23 protein-coding genes are annotated in these 22,409 nt (G+C 55.2%); 9 read left to right on the forward strand and 14 right to left on the reverse strand.

The window, feature by feature from the left end:
- Positions 1-73: 73 nt before the first annotated feature.
- Positions 74-1,426, reverse strand: a complete 1,353-nt coding sequence (gene mpl / locus AC2LB6_RS07090; RefSeq protein ID WP_490092975.1) for a UDP-N-acetylmuramate:L-alanyl-gamma-D-glutamyl-meso-diaminopimelate ligase — start codon at positions 1,424-1,426, stop codon at positions 74-76.
- A 168-nt stretch (positions 1,427-1,594) separates the two neighbouring features.
- Here mpl and fbp point away from each other — a divergent pair, with 168 nt between their 5' ends.
- Positions 1,595-2,602 carry a class 1 fructose-bisphosphatase gene (gene fbp, locus AC2LB6_RS07095; RefSeq protein WP_090966175.1) on the forward strand — a complete coding sequence of 336 codons (1,008 nt, stop codon included), beginning with the start codon at positions 1,595-1,597 and terminating at the stop codon, positions 2,600-2,602.
- Positions 2,603-2,660: 58 nt separating this feature from the next.
- Here fbp and AC2LB6_RS07100 read toward each other — a convergent pair whose 3' ends face one another.
- Positions 2,661-4,220 (reverse strand): methyl-accepting chemotaxis protein, encoded by a 1,560-nt coding sequence (locus AC2LB6_RS07100; protein WP_490092976.1) that lies wholly within the window; start codon positions 4,218-4,220, stop codon positions 2,661-2,663.
- Between the two features lie 168 nt (positions 4,221-4,388).
- Between AC2LB6_RS07100 and AC2LB6_RS07105 the strand changes: the two genes are divergently transcribed.
- From AC2LB6_RS07105 to ppa, 3 genes are all read left to right on the forward strand, one after another.
- Entirely contained in the window at positions 4,389-4,799 is a 411-nt protein-coding gene (locus AC2LB6_RS07105; protein ID WP_490092977.1) for a lysozyme inhibitor LprI family protein, read from the forward strand.
- Between the two features lie 61 nt (positions 4,800-4,860).
- Positions 4,861-5,310: a DUF441 domain-containing protein gene (locus tag AC2LB6_RS07110; protein ID WP_094120588.1), complete on the forward strand. Its 450-nt coding sequence runs from the start codon at positions 4,861-4,863 to the stop codon at positions 5,308-5,310.
- Positions 5,311-5,410: 100 nt separating this feature from the next.
- Positions 5,411-5,941, forward strand: a complete 531-nt coding sequence (gene ppa, locus AC2LB6_RS07115) for an inorganic diphosphatase (protein WP_033734022.1) — start codon at positions 5,411-5,413, stop codon at positions 5,939-5,941.
- Positions 5,942-6,000: 59 nt separating this feature from the next.
- On the opposite strand, the gene AC2LB6_RS07120 is transcribed toward ppa, so the two are convergent.
- From AC2LB6_RS07120 to AC2LB6_RS07135, 4 genes are read right to left on the reverse strand one after another with little or no spacing between them, the layout of a single operon-like run.
- Positions 6,001-6,354 (reverse strand): gamma-glutamylcyclotransferase family protein, encoded by a 354-nt coding sequence (locus tag AC2LB6_RS07120; protein WP_008925784.1) that lies wholly within the window; start codon positions 6,352-6,354, stop codon positions 6,001-6,003.
- A gap of 2 nt (positions 6,355-6,356) precedes the next feature.
- The gene (gene tamB / locus AC2LB6_RS07125; RefSeq protein WP_490092978.1) at positions 6,357-10,124 is read right to left on the reverse strand and encodes an autotransporter assembly complex protein TamB; all 3,768 of its coding nucleotides are present in this window, start codon (positions 10,122-10,124) and stop codon (positions 6,357-6,359) included.
- On the reverse strand, positions 10,121-11,836 hold the full coding sequence (gene tamA, locus AC2LB6_RS07130) for an autotransporter assembly complex protein TamA (RefSeq protein ID WP_490093003.1): 1,716 nt from the start codon (positions 11,834-11,836) through the stop codon (positions 10,121-10,123). The genes tamB and tamA overlap by 4 nt, the downstream gene beginning before the upstream one ends.
- A 39-nt stretch (positions 11,837-11,875) precedes the next feature.
- Positions 11,876-12,331, reverse strand: coding sequence for a hypothetical protein (locus AC2LB6_RS07135; RefSeq protein WP_490092979.1), 456 nt, complete (start codon positions 12,329-12,331; stop codon positions 11,876-11,878).
- Positions 12,332-12,354: 23 nt separating this feature from the next.
- Between AC2LB6_RS07135 and paeA the strand changes: the two genes are divergently transcribed.
- The gene (gene paeA, locus AC2LB6_RS07140) at positions 12,355-13,677 is read left to right on the forward strand and encodes a polyamine export protein PaeA (RefSeq protein WP_490092980.1); all 1,323 of its coding nucleotides are present in this window, start codon (positions 12,355-12,357) and stop codon (positions 13,675-13,677) included.
- Positions 13,678-13,719: 42 nt separating this feature from the next.
- Here paeA and AC2LB6_RS07145 read toward each other — a convergent pair whose 3' ends face one another.
- Positions 13,720-13,926, reverse strand: coding sequence for a DUF1107 domain-containing protein (locus AC2LB6_RS07145; RefSeq protein ID WP_003855513.1), 207 nt, complete (start codon positions 13,924-13,926; stop codon positions 13,720-13,722).
- A gap of 315 nt (positions 13,927-14,241) precedes the next feature.
- Here AC2LB6_RS07145 and AC2LB6_RS07150 point away from each other — a divergent pair, with 315 nt between their 5' ends.
- The gene (locus tag AC2LB6_RS07150; RefSeq protein WP_490092981.1) at positions 14,242-14,799 is read left to right on the forward strand and encodes a YtfJ family protein; all 558 of its coding nucleotides are present in this window, start codon (positions 14,242-14,244) and stop codon (positions 14,797-14,799) included.
- 56 nt (positions 14,800-14,855) lie between these two features.
- On the opposite strand, the gene cysQ is transcribed toward AC2LB6_RS07150, so the two are convergent.
- A complete protein-coding gene (gene cysQ, locus AC2LB6_RS07155; RefSeq protein ID WP_490092982.1) occupies positions 14,856-15,602 on the reverse strand; it encodes a 3'(2'),5'-bisphosphate nucleotidase CysQ in 747 nt (248 codons plus the stop codon).
- A gap of 294 nt (positions 15,603-15,896) precedes the next feature.
- Between cysQ and AC2LB6_RS07160 the strand changes: the two genes are divergently transcribed.
- Positions 15,897-17,840 (forward strand): bifunctional 2',3'-cyclic-nucleotide 2'-phosphodiesterase/3'-nucleotidase, encoded by a 1,944-nt coding sequence (locus AC2LB6_RS07160; RefSeq protein ID WP_490092983.1) that lies wholly within the window; start codon positions 15,897-15,899, stop codon positions 17,838-17,840.
- Between the two features lie 45 nt (positions 17,841-17,885).
- On the opposite strand, the gene bamJ is transcribed toward AC2LB6_RS07160, so the two are convergent.
- Positions 17,886-18,506, reverse strand: coding sequence for a BamJ family beta-barrel-assembly machinery protein (gene bamJ / locus AC2LB6_RS07165; protein WP_090966197.1), 621 nt, complete (start codon positions 18,504-18,506; stop codon positions 17,886-17,888).
- Between the two features lie 220 nt (positions 18,507-18,726).
- Here bamJ and AC2LB6_RS07170 point away from each other — a divergent pair, with 220 nt between their 5' ends.
- The gene (locus AC2LB6_RS07170) at positions 18,727-19,404 is read left to right on the forward strand and encodes a LysM-like peptidoglycan-binding domain-containing protein (RefSeq protein WP_490092984.1); all 678 of its coding nucleotides are present in this window, start codon (positions 18,727-18,729) and stop codon (positions 19,402-19,404) included.
- An 82-nt stretch (positions 19,405-19,486) separates the two neighbouring features.
- Here AC2LB6_RS07170 and rplI read toward each other — a convergent pair whose 3' ends face one another.
- From rplI to rpsF, 4 genes are read right to left on the reverse strand one after another with little or no spacing between them, the layout of a single operon-like run.
- Positions 19,487-19,936 carry a 50S ribosomal protein L9 gene (rplI, locus tag AC2LB6_RS07175; RefSeq protein ID WP_003855506.1) on the reverse strand — a complete coding sequence of 150 codons (450 nt, stop codon included), beginning with the start codon at positions 19,934-19,936 and terminating at the stop codon, positions 19,487-19,489.
- Positions 19,937-19,975: 39 nt separating this feature from the next.
- A complete protein-coding gene (rpsR, locus tag AC2LB6_RS07180; protein WP_002210155.1) occupies positions 19,976-20,203 on the reverse strand; it encodes a 30S ribosomal protein S18 in 228 nt (75 codons plus the stop codon).
- Positions 20,204-20,207: 4 nt separating this feature from the next.
- Complete coding sequence (gene priB, locus AC2LB6_RS07185) at positions 20,208-20,525, reverse strand: primosomal replication protein N (protein ID WP_010256154.1); 318 nt, start codon at positions 20,523-20,525, stop codon at positions 20,208-20,210.
- A 6-nt stretch (positions 20,526-20,531) separates the two neighbouring features.
- Positions 20,532-20,927: a 30S ribosomal protein S6 gene (gene rpsF, locus AC2LB6_RS07190; RefSeq protein WP_003855334.1), complete on the reverse strand. Its 396-nt coding sequence runs from the start codon at positions 20,925-20,927 to the stop codon at positions 20,532-20,534.
- A gap of 404 nt (positions 20,928-21,331) precedes the next feature.
- Between rpsF and AC2LB6_RS07195 the strand changes: the two genes are divergently transcribed.
- A complete protein-coding gene (locus AC2LB6_RS07195; protein ID WP_490092985.1) occupies positions 21,332-21,538 on the forward strand; it encodes a hypothetical protein in 207 nt (68 codons plus the stop codon).
- Between the two features lie 49 nt (positions 21,539-21,587).
- Here the strand turns inward: AC2LB6_RS07195 and yjfP are convergent, their stop codons facing one another.
- Complete coding sequence (gene yjfP / locus AC2LB6_RS07200) at positions 21,588-22,337, reverse strand: esterase (protein WP_490092986.1); 750 nt, start codon at positions 22,335-22,337, stop codon at positions 21,588-21,590.
- Positions 22,338-22,409: the final 72 nt, after the last annotated feature.

Genomic DNA, 22,409 nt, shown 5'->3' on the forward strand with positions numbered 1-22,409 from the left:
TTATAATTGGAGAGAGTAATATTGTCAGGAATAATGATGTTAAGAGAGGCGCCCGATATGGGCGCCCCTGATGTTATGCCAGCCTGTCCAACAGCTTCTGATGAATGCCACCAAACCCGCCGTTGCTCATAACCAGAATCGTGTCGCCTGGCTGAGCAGCTTTAGCCACCATCTCCACCAGGGTATCGATATCCGCGCTCCAGTGTGCAGGCGGAATGCACGCTTCTGCCACGTCTGAAACCTGCCATGGAATATGGTGCGGCTGGAACAGGAACACCTCATCCGCACGCGCCAGTGACGGGGCCAGATCGTTTTTGCTGACACCCATCTTCATTGTGTTGGAGCGTGGCTCCAGCACGGCCAGAATGCGCGCTCTGCCGCCCACTTTGCTGCGCAGGGCAGCCAGCGTCGCCAGAATCGCGGTCGGATGGTGCGCGAAGTCATCATAGACTTTGATGCTGTTGACTTCGCCACGCAGCTCAAGCCGGCGACGTGCATTGATAAAGGTATTCAGTGCCTGGCCTGCATCTTCCGGCTTCACACCCACATGCCGCGCGGCAGCAATTGCCATCAGTCCGTTATGCATGTTGTGTTCGCCAACCAGTCCCCAGTTCACTTCCCCGACTTTCTCGTCGTCGAGCCAGATTTCCCAGTGAGACGCATCGTTGGTCAGCTTCTTCGCCTGCCAGCGACCGTGCTCGCCAACACTCTCCTGCTCGCTCCAGCATCCCATCGCCATCACCTGTTTAAGGTTAGGATCATGTTCCGGCAGCAGGATCTTGCCCTGCCCCGGCACGATCCGCACCAGATGGTGGAACTGCTTCTGGATCGCCCGCAGATCGTCGAAGATATCGGCGTGATCAAACTCAAGGTTGTTGAGGATCAGGGTGCGTGGGCAGTAATGGACAAACTTGGAACGCTTGTCGAAAAACGCGCAGTCGTACTCATCCGCTTCAATCACGAAGAATGGACTTTTTCCTAATTTTGCCGAGACATCGAAGTTTCCGGGCACACCACCAATAATGAAGCCGGGTTCAAGGCCGCAGGCCTCGAGAATCCACGCTGCCATGCCTGCTGTGGTGGTTTTGCCGTGGGTTCCGGCCACTGCCAGCACCCAGCGATCGCGCAGCACGAAATCGTGCAGCCACTGCGGGCCAGAGAGGTAGGGAATGTTGCGTTCCAGCACCGCTTCCACACAGGGGTTACCGCGCGTCATCGCATTGCCAATGATGACTAAGTCAGGCACCGGATCGAGCTGGCTGGCGTCGTAACCTTCCGTTAATTCAATGCCTTGCTGTTCGAGCAGGGTACTCATTGGCGGATAAACGTTGGCGTCTGAACCGGTCACCTGATGACCAAGTGAACGAGCCAGCATCGCCAGACCGCCCATAAAAGTGCCACAAATCCCGAGGATGTGAATGCGCATAACATGATCCATTACTCAAAAGTTCGGCGCACAGTGTAACGCCGGTCGCAGACGGAAGAAACGGATTAGGACTATGGTTTTTGAAGTTCATTCGGCTAAACTGCGTACGCATCCGTTGGCAGACTGTTACGCGTGCTGCCACTCCATCGAAGATTCAGGGAATGTGTTATGAAAACGTTGGGCGAATTTATCGTCGAGAAGCAGCACGACTTTCCGCACGCCACAGGTGAACTGACGGCGCTGATTTCAGCTATCAAGCTGGGTGCCAAAATTATCCACCGCGATATTAATAAAGCCGGTTTAGTGGATATCCTCGGTACCAGTGGCGTGGAGAATATTCAGGGCGAACAGCAGATGAAACTGGATCTGTTTGCTAACGAAAAACTGAAGGCAGCACTGAAAGCACGTGGCATCGTCGCCGGTATCGCTTCTGAGGAAGAAGACGAGTTCGTTATCTTTGAAGGTGAGGAAAACGGTAAATACGTAGTGCTAATGGATCCACTGGATGGTTCTTCTAACATCGACGTTAACGTTTCCGTCGGCACCATTTTCTCTATTTATCATCGCGTCAGCGAACCTGGCACGCCAGTAGTTGAAGCGGACTTCATGCAGCCGGGCAACAAGCAGGTCGCAGCCGGTTACGTGGTCTACGGCTCATCCACCATGATGGTTTATACCACCGGTGCAGGCGTGCATGCGTTTACTTACGATCCGTCACTGGGTGTGTTCTGCCTCAGTCACGAACGTATGACCTATCCACCGACTGGTTACACCTATTCGATCAACGAAGGAAACTACATTCGTTTCCCGCAGGGCGTGAAGAAATATCTGAAGTTCTGTCAGGAAGAGGATCTGCCAACGCATCGTCCTTATACCTCACGTTATATCGGCTCGCTGGTGGCGGATTTCCATCGTAACCTGCTGAAAGGCGGCATCTATCTCTATCCAAGCACAGCCAGCCATCCTCAGGGTAAGCTGCGTCTGCTGTATGAGTGCAACCCGATGGCGTTCCTGGCAGAGCAGGCGGGCGGTAAAGCCACCGACGGACAGAGACGTATTCTGGATATTCCACCGGTCACGCTGCATCAGCGTTGCCCGTTCTACTGCGGTAATGAGGCGATGGTGAACGACGTTGAGCGTTTCCTGGCTGAGTTCCCGGATTGCCGTCAGGGTTAATCTGACAGTAGTATAAAAAGTCATATAAAAAGGGCGCGATTTCGCGCCCTTTTTGTTTTTACGCCGTCTGCAATCTGAACTGCGCCATAGTTGCCTGAAGCTGATCGGACTGCGCTTCCAGCGACTGAGTCGCGGCGGTTGCCTGCTCAACCAGCGCGGCGTTCTGCTGCGCCGCCGCATCCATCTGAGTGACGGCCAGATTGACCTGCTCAATGCCGCGGCTCTGCTCGTCGGAGGCCATCGAGATCTCTTTCATCAGTGCCGTGACGCGCATCACCTCACCAGAAATCTCATCCATGGTTTCACCCGCGCGCGTCGCCATCTCGGTGCCCTCTTTGACCCGTGATTGTGAATCACCGATCAGCGTACGGATCTCTTTGGCTGCGTTAGCACTGCGCTGTGCCAGCGTGCGCACTTCATTTGCCACTACCGCAAAACCCCGGCCCTGTTCGCCTGCGCGCGCCGCTTCCACGGCGGCGTTGAGCGCCAGGATGTTGGTCTGGAAAGCGATGCCGTCGATCACGCTAAGAATGTCGCCGATACGATTGGAACTGTCGGTGATCTCATGCATTTTTTCCATCACGTAGCAGACGACTTCAGCGCCGCGATCGGCGGTATCAGAGACCGCGTTAGCCAGTTGATGTGCCTGCTGTGCGTTGCTGGCGTTAAGCCGCACGGTTGCTGTGAGCTGCTCCATGCTGGCCGCCGTCTGCTCCAGCGAGGCGGCAGACTCTTCGGTGCGCTGCGACAGATTAACGTTACCCGCCGCCAGTTCACGGCTGCCGATGTCGATCTGCATACTCGCTTCGCGTACCTGACTCACCGAGGTCCGCAACGACTGCTGCATCCCGCTCAGCGCATGGTTCAGCCGACCCAGCTCATTGTTGCTGGACGGTGGCAGCGCCTGGGACAGATCGCCCGCCGCGATCTGCTCAAGATGGACAATCGCCAGGTTCAGCGGCTGCAGCAGCATCCGGCGCAGCAGTTGCCAGGCGAGCACCAGCAGCAGCAGGGTTAAGACTCCCGCCACGGCGATCAGGATTTTCATTTTGGTTTCGTTGTGGGCCGCCTCTGCCAGCTGAGCCTGGGTGATCTCATCGGCCAGCTGGCTGAAGTCATTGACCGCCTTATCGTAACTGGCCGCCAGCGTTGCAAGGTTGCCTTCCAGCAGCTGGTAATATTCGTCGGTATATTGCTTGTCCAGCGCATCCATCATTGGTTTGATGCCCTGGTCGAGATAGGCTTTGTAACTGGCTGAAACCGCATCCGCCAGCATTTTGCCGTGCGCCGTCACCGTTCCGGCGTCTACAAAACGCTTCAGGTGTTTCTGCGATGACACCACATCCGCCTGCGACAGTTTTGTTACTGCCGCGCCCTCTTCCAGCATACCAATTTCAATTTTACGTACCGCCAGCGCCGCGTTAGCGCGGGCCCGCATCAGATCTGAATTACTCTTATAAAGACTGTTCAGCTCGATCCCCTGAATGCGGTTGATCACATCCAGCGAGCGATTCCCTTTGTTAATAGCCACGATACCCATAAAACTCACCGCCAACAGCAGCAGTGTCATAAATGCCAGCAATGCCAGCAACCCCGTGCGAAGTGATAACTGTTTCATCCTGATAATTTCCGTGTATGTGAAAAGGCGAATTTCAAGCGGCCCTAAAGCGGAGGAATTATCGGCAGTAACGGTTCGAAACTTTAACTCTCATTAGTGTTAACAACTTGATCATCACAGAAACATCCATCAAGCTGATCGCCGCCCTTCCGTTATCCGGAGAAAAGAATGAAATCAGGATTGTTTTTGATGCTGCTGTGCCTCAGCACATCGGCGCTGGCAGAGGATATGCCGTCAGATGCCTCGCCTGATCGCTGCCTCAATAATGCCTCGACCACTCTCGCCATGAACCAGTGCTACACGGCGGCCATTCAGGTGTGGGATCAGGAGATGAATAAGCAGTACAACAAACTAATCAAGACCCTCTCCGGTGAACCGAAAAATAAACTGCGTGTCGCTCAGCGTGCCTGGCTGAGCTACCGCGACAGCTGGCTTGAGGCGAGCCGCAGTCGGCTCAGTTCTCAGGGAACGCTGGGTAGCGTGGCGCTTAGCGCCCAGAGTTTGAGCCTGGTGCGTAATCAGGCGCTGATGCTGCAGTCACAGGCTAAAGGCAGCTGTGCTAACCCCGATGACTGCTAATCGATAACCGGCTTTTGCGCTGGCGGAAGTCAGCGCTCTCAATAACCTTCAGGGAGAAACCATGGCTGCTTACGCCTCGACCATCATTCTGATTTGCCTCGCCGTGCTGAGTTATTTCGTACACAACAACGCGGTCACGATTTCGATTCTGGTGCTGCTGGCGATTAAAATTACCCCGCTGGCTCAGTTCTTCCCCTACGTCGAAAAACAGGGCATTACCTTAGGCATCATTATTCTTACCGTGGCGGTGATGGCTCCGCTGGCCAGCGGCTCATTGCCTGCCTCCGCGCTGCTCAAATCCTTTGCTAACTGGAAGTCAATTGTGGCGATTCTGGTGGGGATTTTTGTCGCCTGGCTGGGCGGTCGTGGCGTGAACTTTATGAGCGTTCAGCCTTCGGTGATCGGAGGCCTGCTGATTGGTACGGTGATTGGTGTGGCGTTCTTCCGGGGCGTGCCGGTAGGGCCACTGATTGCCGCAGGCATTGTTTCATTATTTGTCACGGCTAAGTAGCGTTTGGGCGCATTCCGAAACGCCAAAAAGAGGGCATACTTTCAGAGTCAGTTGGCTATAATAGCCGACACTCAACATACGACTACTGAAGGAATGCCAGATGAGTTTGAACCAGGTGCCAGCAGGTAAAGACCTGCCAGAAGATATCTACGTTGTCATTGAGATCCCAGCGAATGCTGATCCGATCAAATATGAAGTTGATAAAGAGTCTGGTGCCCTGTTTGTAGACCGTTTCATGTCTACCGCCATGTTCTATCCGTGCAACTACGGCTACATCAACCATACCCTTTCTCTGGATGGTGATCCGGTTGACGTACTGGTTCCGACCCCGTATCCACTGGTCCCAGGCTCAGTGATCCGCTGCCGTCCGGTTGGCGTGCTGAAAATGACTGACGAGTCTGGCGAAGATGCCAAACTGGTTGCCGTTCCGCACACCAAGCTGTCTAAAGAGTACGATCACATCAAAGATGTGAACGACCTGCCAGAACTGCTGCGTGCACAGATCACCCACTTCTTTGAACACTACAAAGATCTGGAAAAAGGCAAATGGGTGAAAGTGGATGGCTGGGATAACGCCGAAGCCGCTAAAGCTGAAATCATCGCCTCTTATGAGCGCGCACAGAAGAAGTAATTCTGCTGCCGATTTGTGAGTCGAAAAAAAAACACCGTCCAACTGGACGGTGTTTTTGTTCAGGCCTCTGGCTCCTCATCGCGCTTCAGCCAGTCACCACTCATAATGCGCTGGCGTCCTGCCACTGAGCGTTGATAGACATAAAGCCATGCACTGCCAAACGGCGTCTGAGTCAGAAAACGTTTGTACTCTCCCCCTTTTGTGCGAAGCGCATCCAGCTCCGCAAGGGTTGAGGCATCAATGCGGTACACCTCACAATGTACCGCTCCATTGCCCTCTATGACGCCGGGATAATGGCCCAGACTGTAAAGCTCAAAGCCTTCAATCTGGTGATCACCCAGCCACTGCGCATTGGTCATCCAGTGACTGTTTCCCTGTTTGCGCCGTAAACTGCCGTAGACAATTATTCGCATTGCTAAAACTCAAACTGATAGAGCAAATCGAGAGCCTGATCCACACCGGACACGGCTTCCAGATAGAGCTTAGGCATCAGGCGGTAACGCAAGGTTAACGTCGCCAGTGAATCAAATATGCCAACACCGTATTTTACCTGCAGACCCGGTAGCACATAGCCGCTGACCTGCACCTGCTGGCTGTCGCCAACACCGGCAGTATCAACAGCGAGATTGCTGACACCGAAGGTCTCCCCGATTTTACCCACAACCTGCCCACTTTGTGCAACCCCTAAGCCAACAAGTGCCGAAGTGAGGGCGTTACTGTCGCCGTCTTTGCCCAATCCCTGACCACGCAGCAGGTAAGAGAGCGCTTCCTGTTGCGACATCGCCGGATCGGAGAAGACTTCCGCTTTAGGTTCATCGGCAAGACCGGTGACGCGAAGACCGGCCGTGACGCCATCTTCAGTCACATCCGGGTTACGGATCGCTTCCAGGTTGACGTAAGGCTGATCCGGCGGACCGGCAAACTGCAGCTCGCCTTTACGCACGATCAGATCCTGACCATAAGCGTGGAAGCGACCAGACGGAATGTTGATCTGGCCGTTTAAGCCAAGTCCTGACTTATCCTGCACCATTTTCAGATCACCATTTAGCTTTGCTTTCAGGCCAAACGCTGAGAGCCTGACATCGTTGCCGACGTGGATCACCAGATTACTGTTAATCGGGATAGAGGCGGTTTGCGGTGCAATCGGCTTCAGCTGCTTATCCAGCATCACCTCATCCGACGAGACGCCGGTGGCGCTTTCCGGTACTTCCTGCACCGTGATGCGCGCCCATGGAATATCGACGCGGCCATCTAGGTTAAAGGCGGCTGGCGTCGCTTCAAACACCAGATCCGGCGAGACATCCATGCGCACCATCGGCGGTACGGTCACGCGAACCCGGCTGCCCTGCGCCGCAATGCGCGCACGCCAGTTATCGAGCTGGCTCCAGTCGGCGTTACCGCTGAGGTTGATGTTGCCCTGGGCAGTCTGCACCAGCCCGTTCAGGGTGGAGCTCATGCCGTTGAACACCAGATTCAGGTTAGCGGCAGTGAGATCGACCGGCATAAAGTTGCCATCCACATCGACACCCGTCAGGCCAAGCTGACCAAATACCTGCGGCTGCTGCACGCTGCCACCCAGGCGCAGACTGCTGTTCAGGCTGCCTTTGATCTTCTCGCCCTGCATCAGCGCCGGATTGATCATCGCCAGCGAGATATTGCGGATGTTGACGTTACCGCCCAGCGTGCGGCGGTTTTGCGGATCGTCGATCTGCACGTTGCCATCCAGTTGCCCGTTTTTGGCGATGCGGATCAGCCAGTCGAGCTTAGCGCGTCCGTTTTGCAGCGCGGCATTGAGGTTCAGCGTGTCGAAGGCGACAGGCAGACTATTGCCCTGCACATCCTGCACCACTTTCACGCCATTGCCTTTCAGCGCCACGGTGCCGGTCGGCAGGCTGCCATCGGCAGTCCAGTTGACGCGCACGTCACCGCTGAACAAGCCGCTGAGCTGCGTCGCCTCCGGCATAAATGGTTTGACCATCGCCAGGTCAAAGCGGTTCAGCACCACATGCGCATGACCGGCCGGGCCCGCTTCAACCGGTTCCGGCACACAGAGCTGCGCATTGGGGTTCTGCCAGCAGTGTGGGCCGATGGTCGCCGTCTGGCTGCTGTTGAGATAGTCGATTGCCATCGCACGCGTCAGACGCCACTCGCCGACGGGCGTATCAAAGTGGGTGTCATTCAGCGAGCCTTTCCAGCGTTCGGTCTGGCGATCAAAGCTGCCGTTCAGCGCCAGTTGCCCCGAGACCGGTTTGCCCTGCACATTGAGCTTCAACTGATGCTGATGCTCGTTGCCGTCCGCATTCAGCGTCAGCAGGCTGATGTTCAGCGCATCCTGCTTAAGCTGCTCGACGCGCAGTTGCAGTTTACCCGCCACCTGCTCGCCGGAACGGACATCGCCATTCAGAGTGACGCGATTAATCTGCATCTGCTGCCAGCGCAAACCACGGGCATTGAGATCGGCCAGCAACTGTGGAGCCTTCAGAGTGCCACGTGCTTTGAGGGTGCCGTTGACGACGCCACCCAGACATGGCAGCGCATTGTCGAGCTGTGGCGCATCAATACTGGCATCAAGGTCCAGACTGTCGCCCAGCGCTCCTTTGACATCCAGATGGTTGCGTCCCAGCGCCAGCTTAATGCCTGGCACCGTCCACTGGTTGTAGCTGTTACCGGTCAGTGAGCCATCAGCAGTCACGGCGTTCTGCTTCACGTTTCCTTTCAGCTGTAGCTGCGGCACGCTCAGCTGCCAGGTGCCGCCATACAGACTGCCGCGCGTGGTGATTTTGCCATCCAGTCGTGCGGGCCAGTCGGGATACTGTTTCGCGGTGTTGATCCCCGCCAGCGTCAGTTCACTGCGCCAGCTGATCGCCTTGCTCCAGTCCACCAGCGCGGTGAGATCGATATTGCCCTGCAGAGCGGCTACGCGCAGACGATCGAGGCTGAACTGCTCAACGTTGCCTTTACCTGTTAGCGAGATATTGGCCGGTGGCACAGTTTCGCCCCTCACGGCGGTCTGCAGCGACATCACATAGTCGGTGGCTTTGCCTTTGAACTGATAGTTCAGGTTATCGGCCTGATACTGTATCGGCCCCGTTAGCGGCCAGCGCAGCTGCGGACTGGTCAGCTGCAGTGACAGCGGCAGTCCCGCGACCGCCAGTTGGGTCGTCGCATCCAGCTGCGCATTCACCGGACCTGAGAGGTTCAGGCCCAGCTTCAGCTCGTCGCGCATCGCGCCGTTGAGTTTCAGCGCCAGCTTTTCGCCTTTGATCGGATCGGTATTGACCGTGCCGTTCAGGGAGAAATCGACCGGCCAGTTATCCGCCAGCGTCGCCTGTCCGCTACCCTTCAGGTTGCCAAGATTCGAGTCCACTTCCAGCGTCGTCAGTTGCATCTGGCGATCGGCGGTTCTGGCTTTCAGCAGCAACCGGCTGACGGAGATATCGGTGTCGCCAGTAATGCGCAGCTGTTCACCCAGAATCTGCTGCACGTCAATATCCAGCGGCAAACGGAAATCGGGCAGCGCAGGCAGCAGCGGTTGAGCAAACATCGCCTGCAGCGTTTCACCCAGCGGTTTCCCGGCGGGATGCGGCTGCTGAACTTTCGGATCGACCACCTCTTCTTTCACCACTTTTGCCGCTTTCGGCAGCGCAATCAGCAGGCTTTGGATATGAGTCGGATTCAGCGTCAGCGCGCGATCCTGCCACTGCAGGCCAGTGGTGAAATCGAGCAGCGAGATTGCGGTGTCATCAACTTTGACATTGATGTTGTGCAGTCCAAGATGACTCAGCGTGATCGGATACGGCGTGCTGAGGTTAGTGTTGCCACTCTCCTCTTCCGGCGCCGGTGCGGCAGGCGTCATTTTCTTGCTGTCGACGACCACACTGATATCGCGCAGGGAAACATCGTTAACGCAGACGGAAGAGTGCAGCAGGCAGTTGAGATCCACCGCCAGATGGATCTGCCCGGCATCGACGCTGACGCCGGGCATTTCGTAGCGCAGACCGTTAAGCGTCAGGTTACGCCAGCCACCATCGACCTGTTTGATCGACAGGCCCGGCACCCAGCGCGACGCGCCCTTGAGCACTAAGTGCAGCCCCGGCGTGGTCCCGATTAAAAATGCCACACCACCCAACAGCACAACCAGAACGATCAGAATACCGATCAGGACCTTTTTCCACAGCTTCATAGTTCAGGCCCCAGTCCTACGTAAAATTGCAATCCATGCTCCTCGTCATCCCCGATAGGTCTGGCGATATCAAATTTAATGGGGCCAACCGGTGAAGACCAGCGCACGCCGACGCCCGCACCGGTTTTGACGTTACTTTGTTTGATGTCGTTAACCGCTTCACCCGAGTCGACAAACACCGCGCCCCACCATTTACCGGTGACGTTGTACTGATATTCCAGCGATCCGGTGGCGAGTTTTGATGCACCGGTGAGCTTGCCGTCGTCATCACGTGGTGAGATGTTTTTGTATTTGTAGCCACGAATACTGCGGTCGCCACCGGCGAAGAAGCGCAGGTCCGGCGGCACTTTGTCGAAGTCGTTGGTTTCGATCCAGCCAAGATTGCCGCGCGCGATGAAACGATGACTGTCTCCCAGAGTACGGATCCAGACGTTTTGCGCCTGCAGGATCAGGAAGTCGACATCGGAACCCCAGGTGGTGTCGGAGACGTCGACGGAGTAGCGTTGTGAATCGCCCCAGGTCGGCATCAGGCCGCCACGGGAACGGGTGCGGTTTACGCTGACGCCAGGATAAAGAAGCATGGTGGTGTTGGTCACGCTGCCCTGCGTAAAGTGATCCAGGCTCCAGCGCAGGTTGACCGCCTTCTGCCAGCCGCTGCTGCTGTCCCAGTTGCGCGACATCGCCAGCGTGGTGGTGTCGGCTTTGGTGTCGTTAAGATCGGTGCGCTTCAGGCCGCCAGAGAAGGTGTAATACTGCTCCAGTGGGCTTTTCAGTAGTGGCACTTTGTAGCTGAGATCGACCTGCTGTTCCGGCGCGGACACGTAGGCGCTGGCCGTCAGGCTGTGGCCGCTGTCGTTGATCCACGGCTTTTTCCAGGTGCCTTTCAGGCGCGGACCGACGTCAGTCGAGTAGCCTACGCCGGTTTCAATGGTGTTTTCGGTGCGGGGTGACATCACGGCACTCAGCGGCAGGACTTTAGTCTGTCGTCCCTTGCTGAATTCCGGCGCGACCACCACCGAATTAAACCAGCCGGTGGCGGAAAGGCGGCGGTTCAGCTCGGCTAAATCGCGGGAGCTGTAGTAGTCACCCTCTTTAAAGGGCACCAGATTTTGCAGGTACTCTTCGCGGATCTGCGATCCCTGGAAAGTGACGTCACCAAAGCGATAGCGCTCGCCGCTGTCGTAGTCAATATCCCAGAACGCTTCGCGCCGCTCAACCGAGACGCCGAGCTGGCTTTTTTTAAAGGTGCCATCGAAATAGCCGTTACGCAGCGCAAGATTTGAGAAGCCGCTTTTGAATTTGTCATATTGCCCGTGGTTAAGCTGCGTGCCCACTTTAGGTCGCCCCTGCTTCACCCAGGCTTTGTAATCGGGATCATTGCGCGCATCGCCATCAACCACAATGGTGCTGCCGCCGATTTTTACCGGCTCCCCAGGGGTGACATGTGCCACTAATACCGGGCGTCCGCCCTTCGCTGGCGCGGGGCGGGATTCAAAATCGATGGTCGGCTCGTAATAACCGAGCGCGCGCAGCCCCTCTTTTATCGCAACAGAGACACGCGCCCGAAAACGACCATCATTAGAAACCTCATCGCTGCCGATGGTTGACAGGCGCGCTCTGACATTCTTTTGCAGATCCCCGGTTAAGCCGTCTACCTGTAATCGCACTGTCGCCGCCTCAAGGGCAGGCGCGGCAAGCAGCAGGCCAGCCATGCAATAAACATAAAATCGTGGCACCTGTACTCCTGTTAATCATGCCGGCCCCTTTTCCGCGGGGCGCTTATTAATCATCTTTGCCCGCACTACCGCAACGGCAACATCCTCATCATAGCCGCACTTTATGGCAAACGGCGGTGCAACACTGGCATCTAACTCAAATAACGGGGCTATTGTCGGCAAATGGGGGTAGTGATACAACTCCTGCGGGAGGGAATGATCAATCCAGAATGACGCACTCAGATAAATCTGAGCCGATAACGTACCGCTCTGGCCGCTAATGCTGTGTGAAGCGGCAGTTTGCCCTCTGGCGGGCCGATGAGCGCTCCTGCTATAATCGGCCACCACAGGCATTCCGCCTGTTTTCATTTCTGCCCCGACATTTACTTTATTGTCGAACTGGCGCAGACATTTTTGGCACGGATAGCTGTATTTCACGGATAAACCAACTCTGTTTGTGCTTACCCACGCTGCCCAGGCCAAAAATGACAAGTGGATAACCCTTTGGATCTCATATGTTAGATAGCTTACTTGTCATTCTGTTGCTGATTGTAATCAGTGCCTTTTTCTCCCTGTCGGAGATCTCGCTGGCGGCAGCCCGCAAGATCAAACTGAAACTACTGGCCGATGAAGGCAACGTTAATGCGCAGCGTGTGCTGAAAATGCAGGAAACGCCGGGCATGTTCTTCACCGTGGTGCAGATTGGCCTTAACGCCGTCGCCATCCTGGGTGGTATTGTCGGCGACGCGGCGTTTTCCCCGGTTTTCAGCGGCCTGTTTAACCGTTTTGTCGCACCGGAGCTGGCAGAGCAACTGAGCTTTATCTGTTCCTTCACCATCGTCACCAGCCTTTTTATCCTGTTCGCTGACTTAACCCCCAAGCGGGTGGGCATGGTCGCACCGGAAACCATCGCGCTGCGCATCATCAACCCGATGCGTTTCTGCCTGCTGGTGATGCGTCCGCTGGTGTTTCTGTTCAATGGCCTGGCGAACGTCTTCTTCCGTATTTTCAAGCTGCCCATGGTGCGTAAAGATGACATCACCTCCGACGATATCTACGCGGTGGTGGAAGCCGGTGCGCTGGCTGGCGTGCTGCGTAAGCAGGAACATGAGCTGATTGAAAACGTATTTGAGCTGGAGTCACGTACTGTTCCCTCTTCCATGACCTCGCGCGAGAATATTGTCTGGTTTGATCTGCATGAAGATGAGAACAGCCTCAAGACCAAAATCGCCCAGCATCCTCACTCGAAGTTTCTGGTCTGCAGTGGCGATATCGATCATATCGTCGGCTATGTCGACTCAAAAGAGCTGCTGCTGCGCGTCCTGGGTAATCAGAGCATGGCGCTGAACAGCGGCCTGCAGATTCGCTCGGCGCTGATTGTGCCGGACACGCTGACCCTCTCCGAAGCGCTGGAAAGTTTTAAAACCGCTGGCGAAGATTTCGCGGTGATCATGAACGAATATGCGCTGGTGGTAGGCATCATTACTCTGAATGACGTGATGACCACGCTGATGGGGGACCTGGTCGGTCAGGGCATGGAAGAGCAGATTGTGGCGCGCGATGAGAATTCATGGCTGGTTGAAGGCGGTACGCCGATTGATGACGTGATGCGCGTACTGGACATTGATGATTTCCCGCAGTCAGGCAACTACGAAACCATCGGCGGCTTCATGATGTATATGCTTCGTAAGATTCCGAAGCGTACCGATTTTGTGAAGTTTGCAGGCTACAAGTTCGAAGTGGTGGATATTGATAGCTATCGCATCGACCAGTTGCTGGTCACCCGCATTGATGAACGACCACCGGTGCTGAGCATGACGAAAAGCGAAGAAGAGTAGAATGACTAAGGGCGCCATCGGCGCCCTTGTGATTACTTCTGCTTAGTTGAACTCAAGCTTGAGACGCACGACCTGGCGGTTAATTTCTGACATCACGCTCAGGTGCTGTTTGTCTTTGACGCGTGGGATTAAGACTTTCCCTTTATCGAACTCGAACGCGCCGACGTCCTTGATATACAACCTTCCCTTGAACAGCGTTTTTACATATTTCGCTATTTGCAGCGGATTATAGCGCTGGAAGATCTTCATGATGTATGACTCCTGTACATTTTTAAAGCACGCTTCGCTGTTTCCAAATTTGGTTCCAGCCCATGAAGCGCGAATTCGCGATAACTATAGAACACTAAAACTGACTGATGTTCCTAAAAGTGATTTTTTTTACTGAATTGACACATCATTACAGAACACTCTGTTATCAGGCTCACACAACACAATATAAACCTTTGTTGGTTACGGAATTGTGGCAGCCATAACAAACCTGACACCTTTCCAGGACAGGCGCATCATCCCTGCTTACCATTGCAGTAAAATGACTAACTGGTCTGATCACTTAAGGAAATAGCAATGCGAATAACTCTGGCAGCTGTAGCGTTGTCTCTACTGATTCCGGCAAGCGTGCTGGCCCATGACCTTAAACAGGATTTGCGGGTACCGGCCGTTGGTGTAAATGACAAGGGCGAGCTGTTGTTGCAGCAGGAGAAGTTTAGCTACAAAAACTGGAATAGCGCGCAGCTCAGCGGAAAAGTTCGTGTGGTCCAGCATATTGCCGGTCGCTCATCTGCGAAAGAGATGAACGCGGCACTGATAGAGGCGATCAAAGCCGCGAAGCTGCCGCATGATCGTTATCAGACCACCACCATCGTCAATACCGATGATGCGATTCCCGGCACGGGCATGTTTGTACGCAGCAGCGTCGAGACCAACAAGCAGCAATATCCATGGTCGCAGTTTGTCATCGACAGCAAGGGCAATGTGCAGCACGCCTGGCAGTTGCAGCCGGGCGGTTCCGCCATAGTGGTGCTGGATAAGCAGGGAAAGGTGAAATTCGTGAAGGATGGATCGCTGACGCAGGATGAAGTGACAAAAGTGATGACGCTGGTCACTTCACTGCTGAAGGAGTAACCCTGAACTCCCGGCAGCGAGAGAATCGATCGCCGGGAGCTCATGCTCAGACCGTCTTAAAAGAGAGAAACGCGGAAACCTGGATTCAGGAAGGATTCACGCGGCGCGTAGTCCAGGGTTTTGCCCTGCCAGTCATGTACATGCGCACCCGCGGCCATCGCCACGGCATGGCCCGCGCCAGTATCCCAGATGTTGGTTGGCCCAAAACGGGGATAGAGCTGGGCTTTACCTTCCGCCACCAGGCAGAACTTCAGTGAGGAGCCAGTCGCAACGGTCTGATGCTCACCCAACTGCTTCAGGTACTCTTTCATCTCGTCGTCATCGCCATGTGAGCGACTGACCACGACCAGCGGAGGACGCGCGTCACGGGCATGAATCTGTTCACGCTGACCGCCGCCCTCTTCTTTCCACGCTTTACCCTCTGCCGCTGAGTACATGACGTCCAGCACGGGCGCATAGACCACGCCCATCACCGGCTTACCCTCTTCAATCAGCGCAATATTGACGGTGAATTCGCCGTTACGCTTGATGAACTCTTTGGTGCCATCCAGCGGATCGACCAGCCAGTAGCGCTGCCAGTGCTGACGCACCTCCCAGGCTGGTGGATCTTCTTCTGACAGCACAGGGACGTCAGGCGTTAACTTTTTGAGGCCAGCGAGGATTACTTCGTGCGCAGCGATATCCGCGGCGGTCACCGGCGAATCATCCAGTTTGTGAGAAACGTCAAGCGGCGCGGCACCGTCATAGACCTGCATAATCGCGTCGCCTGCTTCGCGTGCCAGTTGGCAGATTTGCTCTAACATTTTTCACCTCATTGTGTCTGTCTGCTACCGGATCAGCTCATCGTCAGATAGTGACATTTTAGCAGTTCCGCCTGAAGTGCCCATACAGAGGGACTTCAGCAATTCAATTTATAGATATATCAATATCATAGTTATTCGCTTATCGCCACGCCGACACCCCCGGGCCCTTATCGTATAAGAATCAGCCGCTGGCCGATGCGCCAAAACGTTATATCCATCACGATTTAAAATGACTATCTGTCATGCTTTTACATTATTTTGAGAGCCTGAATTTAATTTGCAGCAGGAGCAAGCATGTTTAAGCCCGGAATAATGTTATTGGCCCTGAGTGTTTCCGTCGCCACCCAGGCCGCGACGGTGGATTTGCGCGTTCTGGAAACCACCGATCTGCACAGCAATATGATGGATTTCGACTACTACAAGGACACGCCAACCGAGAAGTTTGGTCTGGTGCGAACCGCCACGCTGATTCACGCCGCACGTCAGGAGGTGAAAAACAGCCTGCTGGTCGATAACGGTGACATCATTCAGGGCAGCCCACTCGGCGACTACATGGCGGCCAAAGGATTACGTGAGGGTGAGATCCATCCGGTCTACAAGGCGCTCAATACGCTGGATTACGCTGTCGGCAACCTCGGTAACCACGAATTCAATTATGGTCTGCCCTACCTGAAAAAAGCGCTGGCAGGCGCCCGTTTCCCCTATGTGAATGCCAACGTGATTGATGTGAAGAGCGGCAAACCGCTGTTTACCCCCTACATCATCAAATCCACTTCGGTGGTTGATCGCGAAGGCAAAACGCAGACCCTGAAGATTGGCTATATCGGCTTTGTGCCACCGCAAATCATGGTTTGGGATAAAGCCAATCTGCAGGGCAAGGTGCGGGTCGATGACATCACCGAAACAGCTCGGCACTACGTGCCTGAGATGCGCGCACAGGGTGCCGATCTGATTATCGCTATTCCCCACTCCGGCCTGAGCAGCGAGCCGTATCACACGATGGCGGAGAACTCGGTTTACTATCTCAGCCAGGTGGAAGGCATCAACGCTATCCTGTTTGGTCATGCGCATGCGGTCTTCCCCAGCAAGGAGTTTGCTGACATCAAGGGCGCAGACATCGCCAACGGCACCCTGAACGGGATTCCGGCGGTGATGCCGGGCATGTGGGGCGATCACCTTGGCGTGGTCGATCTGGTGCTGAACAATGAGGGCGGACGCTGGCAGGTGAGCAGCGGCAAAGCAGAGGCGCGGCCAATCTACGATACCGCTGCGAAGAAATCGCTGGCGGCGGAGGATCCGGCGCTGGTGAAAGTTCTGGCTGACGATCACCGCGCTACGCGGGAGTTTGTGGCAAAACCCATCGGCAAGTCCGCTGACGTGATGTACAGCTATCTGTCGCTGGTACAGGACGATCCGACGGTGCAGATTGTCAATAATGCCCAGCGCGCTTACGTGGAGCATTTCATTCAGGGCGATCCGGATCTGGGCCGTCTGCCGGTGCTCTCTGCTGCTGCCCCGTTTAAAGCGGGCGGACGTAAGAACGATCCCTCCAGCTATGTCGAAGTAGAGAAAGGCGCGCTGACCTTCCGTAACGCGGCTGACCTCTATCTCTATCCCAACACCCTGGTGGTGATGAAAGTTACCGGAGCACAAGTGAAAGAGTGGCTGGAGTGTTCAGCAGGCCAGTTTAACCAGATCGATCCGCACAGCACCAAAACGCAGTCGCTGATCAACTGGGATTTCCGCACCTATAACTTCGATGTGATCGATGGGGTGAAATACCAGATCGATGTGACCCAGCCCGCGCGCTACGATGCGGAGTGTCAGCTGATCCATCCTGACGCCTCGCGTATCCGTCAGCTAACGTGGCAGGGTAAGCCCATCGATCCGCAGGCGACGTTCCTTGTGGCGACCAATAACTATCGCGCTTACGGCGGCAAGTTTGCCGGCACCGGGGATAAGTACATCGCCTTTGCCTCTCCAGATGAGAACCGTTCGGTGGTAGCAGCCTACATCAGCGCAGAAACCAAAGCGCATGGCGCAGTCCAGCCGAAGGCGGACAATAACTGGCGTCTGGCTCCGATTAACTCATCAACCCCGCTCGATATTCAGTTTGAAACGGCACCGGGTGATAAGGCGACCGGGTTTATTAAGCAGCATGCGCAATATCCGCTTCAGCCCAAAGGGACAGATGCGATTGGCTTTGCTCTGTGGCAGGTGAATTTACAGCAGAAGTAAGGCGGGAGAAAACGCTGCAACCGGGGTGGTTGCAGCGCTCGGGTATTACAGAATTTCCAGCAGTTCGACTTCGAACATCAGGGTGCTGAATGGTGGGATAGAGGCACCCGCACCGCGCTCGCCATACGCGAGGTTCTGTGGGATCACCAGTTCCCATTTTGAGCCAACCGGCATCAGGGTCAGTGCTTCTATCCAGCCCGGGATAACGCCGCTAACCGGGAATTCCGCCGGTTCGCCACGGGCAACTGAGCTGTCGAACACGGTGCCGTCGATCAGTTTGCCGGTGTAGTGAACGCGTACGCGATCCTGACGTGATGGGATTGGACCCTCGCCCTGAGTAATGACGCTGAACTGCAGGCCTGACTCGGTGCTGCTCACACCTTCACGCTGCGCATGTTCCTGCAGGAACGCCTGACCTTCTGCGGCCATGGCTTCGGTACGCTCACGACGCACGCCTTCAGCGCGTTCGTGTACTTCACGCAGTGCGCGATGAACCACATCAACCGGTACGGCCGGCGAGTTCCCTTCCAGCGCGTCGCGCAGACCCGCGAGCAGTGCTTCTGGTTGCAGACCCTGCAGACCAGATTCCAGCAACTGCTGGCCAACCTGTAAACCAATACCGTAACTTGCTTGTGCTTCGACGCTGTCGAAAGAAGGGGTAGTCATCTTCGTTCCTTTCATTCTCGGATAAATTCGAACCGGCAGCATAGCAGCGCAGGCCGCTGGCGTAAAATGCCCTGCGTCGCAGATGACTTTTGTGATTGAAAGAGAAACAATAGAGCCGTCAAATTTATCAATGCTGGCAGGCACTTCGCGCCGGTATTGCCCATACTATAACTATCGATGGGGATCATCCCGTCTGTAGCACCTGAATAAGAGAGCAAACATGGGCCAGATTGCCCCACGACGCCGCAGGATGCGTGCAAAACAAATGGCATCCCGGCTACAGACCTGGCTGGCCGCACGCAGGCCACAGCACACAGCCGGAGAGGAGGAACCCCGAATGGCTTCAGACACGTCATCCCGTTTGCCGACATGGCTTCAGCGTATCTGGCATTTTACCGACCACATTCGCTGGATGGACCCGCTGCCTGCGCCGCACCGTCGTGGCATTGTGGCTGCATTGCTGGTGATGCTGGTGGCGTTTCTCTGGCCTGCCAGCACGTTGCGCTATCCGGTCGAGCAGTCGGTTACGCCTTCAGCGGAGAAAGAGGTGCCCATGCAGGCGGATATTTATGAAAACAACACTGCCCGCCAGCCTTCATCCTCATCGTCTCAGCAGACGCCAAAAGCCGATTCTCAGGGCGAGTGGCGCAACCTGACCATCGCCTCCGGTCAGACGCTGGCACAGCTGTTTCGTGACAACAGTTTGCCGGTCAATGATGTGTTTGCGATGGCGCGGGTAGAAGGCAATGATCAACCGCTTAGCTCATTGAAAAGTGGTCAGCAGGTTAAAATCCGTAAGGATGCGCAGGGTGTGGTAACCGGTCTGACAGTGGATGGCGCAAACGGCCCGGTGCTGTTTACACGTCAGCCAGATGGTAGCTTTATTCGCGCGCAGTAATGCGAGCAGCGCCTGGAGAAAGGCATAAAAACAAAAACGCCGGCACAGGGCCGGCGTTGATGTCGTGCTCAGTTAATCAGGATTAACCAGCAACAACTTTCACGTTCAGTTTAGCGAAGACTTCGCTGTGAACCTGGAAGCTTACTTCATGCTCACCGGTAGTGCGCAGAACGCCGTTCGGCAGACGAACTTCGCTCTTAGCGACTTCAACGCCTGCTGCAGTAACTGCATCAGCGATGTCGCGGGTACCGATTGAACCGAACAGTTTACCTTCATCGCCTGCTTTAGACGTGATGGTTACAGTGCCCAGTGCATTGATTTTCTCAGCGCGTGCAGTTGCTGCAGACTGAACGTCAGCCAGTTTGGCTTCCAGTTCAGCACGACGTGCTTCGAAGAACTCAACGTTTTTCTTGGTAGCAGGAACAGCTTTGCCCTGTGGTACCAGGAAGTTACGAGCGTAGCCCGCTTTAACGTTAACCTGATCACCCAGGGTGCCAAGGTTTGCTACTTTATCAAGCAGAATAACTTGCATTACCTTATCCTCTTAAAGTCGTTAATGGACAGTTGCCGATTACTGATGACGATCAGTGTACGGCAGCAGAGACAGGTAACGCGCACGCTTGATGCAGCGAGCCAACTGACGCTGGTATTTTGCACGAGTACCGGTGATACGGCTCGGGACAATTTTACCGCTTTCGGTAATGTAGTTTTTCAACGTTGCGATGTCTTTGTAATCGATCTCAACAACGCCTTCCGCGGTGAAACGGCAGAACTTGCGACGACGGAAATAACGTGCCATTAGGCTAGTCTCCAGAATCTATCAATTCAATCTGCTCGGCATGGAACACCACTTTGCTCTGGCCATTTCTTGCCTGATGGCAACTAATGAAACCGTCGAGTGTGAGTTGCGTGCCGACCGTTATATGTTGAGTAATCACCTGATGGGCGCTGCCGCTAATAATAACAGGCATACGACACCAGGCTTGCCGGTGAAACCCGGCCTCCTCCTGCACTGAGCGGTGCTCAAGCACGAACTGACAGTGAGGAATTCCTGACGGGCTAACTCTTCGAACCGGTGTCTTGCACACAGTGCCTGACAGGCGAAGTCGATTGACCGTCACGATGGATTACTCTTCAGAATCCCCAGCATCTGACTCATCAGCGGATTCGTTAGCAAAATCTTCGCGACGATCACGACGCTCATCTTTCGCTTTAACCATCGGTGATGCTTCAGTTACCGCGTTTTTAACGCGCATAACCATGCTACGGATAACGGCGTCGTTGAAGCGGAAGTTCGTTTCCAGCTCATCGATCGCTTCCTGCGGCGCTTCAACGTTCATCAGAACGTAATGCGCTTTGTGCAGTTTATTGATCGGGTAAGCCAGCTGACGGCGGCCCCAGTCTTCCAGACGGTGAATCGTGCCTTCAGCACCAGTGATAGCACCAGTGTAACGCTCGATCATGCCAGGAACCTGTTCGCTCTGGTCAGGATGAACCATAAATACGATTTCGTAATGACGCATCGAAATTGCTCCTTACGGATTATTCAGCCTCCTGTCGGGGTCAACCGCGGCCCATGGAAGCAAGGAACGTTATAGGCTGTGTCCCACAAAGGTTCGCTGTGACGAGCATTTGTGGGACACAGCCTGAGAATGCGGCTGAAAAATTGACGCGTAATCATACTGGCGGCGGCCCCTAAACTCAAGCGCACATTTAAACAAATCGCAGGCGTCGTGCCAGATACCGTGGCTTTTTGTGCTAATGATGGGAATACAGCGAGTTAATCAGGGTTTGTTCAAAAACGCTGATGAAGAGGTTCGGACGGACGACCTGGCGATAATATGCTCAGTCGCTAAACTGATTAAAGACGTTACGGTTCGCTTAGTAGCGTCGCTCAGAGTGTGTTCCCTGAAGTGAGGAGTCGGGCATGAAAACGTTCGTCATCGCCACTTTACTGGGTCTCTTCCTGTCTCCACCCGCTCTTGCCAGCCATGCTGACTGTGCGCAGCAGATGAGAAGTCACAGCAGCGAAGCGGCATCGGGTTATGTCTACGTTAACCGGCTGGATACACCGGAAAGAAACCCGGTCAGAGCGCCTGCCAGCGCCGCAGAAAACGCGTCTGCGTTCTGGTAAGTGCCGGTAAGTTTACGGGCGGCAGAGTCCTTCTCCGCCCGTTCATTGTTTATAGCTGCTGGGTAAAAAAGCTGACCAGCGCCGTCAGGGCGGAGGGTGTGATCTTATGCCCTATCTGTTTTTCCGACAGCGAGGTCAGATGCTGCGCCAGCCCGTTGTCATGTAGCGCCTTTTCCAGCCGGACGCTCTCCGCCCAGGGCACGACCTCATCCGCTTCGCCATGCCATAATAGCAGCGGACGATTTGCCAGTGCTTCCAGACGGTTGCAGGGATCATAGTCCGCCAGGGGGGCCATACGGGCCGCAAACTGCGCTTTCTGCGCAGGGGTGACGGCCACCAGCGGCGGAAACAGTGATTGACTGAGCTGCATAAAATAGCCCGATCCCATCAGGCAGGCGACGCTCTGGATGTGCGGATATCTCGCCATCGCACCGAGTGCCGTCATGCCACCCATCGACGCGCCCGCCACCGCAAAGCGCTCGCCGGCGATCAGATCGTCAGCGCGCAGCGCCGATTCCAGCAGCGGCAGCTCATCAATGTTCTGTTTAAGAATCTCCCAGAAGCGGCCCAGTCGTGCATCAGCATCACCGTGATAACGTGCGCCGTGCAGCTCCGCATCCGGCATCACCGCCCTGTATCCCGCCTGCGCCAGGGCCACGGCGAAGTAGGCGTAGACCTCTTTTGAAGAGGTAAAACCGTGATAAAACAGCACGGTGGGCAGTGGCTGATGCCGTAATCCGGCAGGCGTGGCGTGCAGGCATTCGATACCGGCCAGCGTTTCTGTGGTGAGTTCAATCATGATTTCTCCTGAAGAGGCAGGGCGTACCGATCAAGTCTACGTTCTGCGGGTTAATTTGCGAAATTTCCCGCT

Source organism: Pantoea sp. RCC30.1, assembly GCF_058148845.1.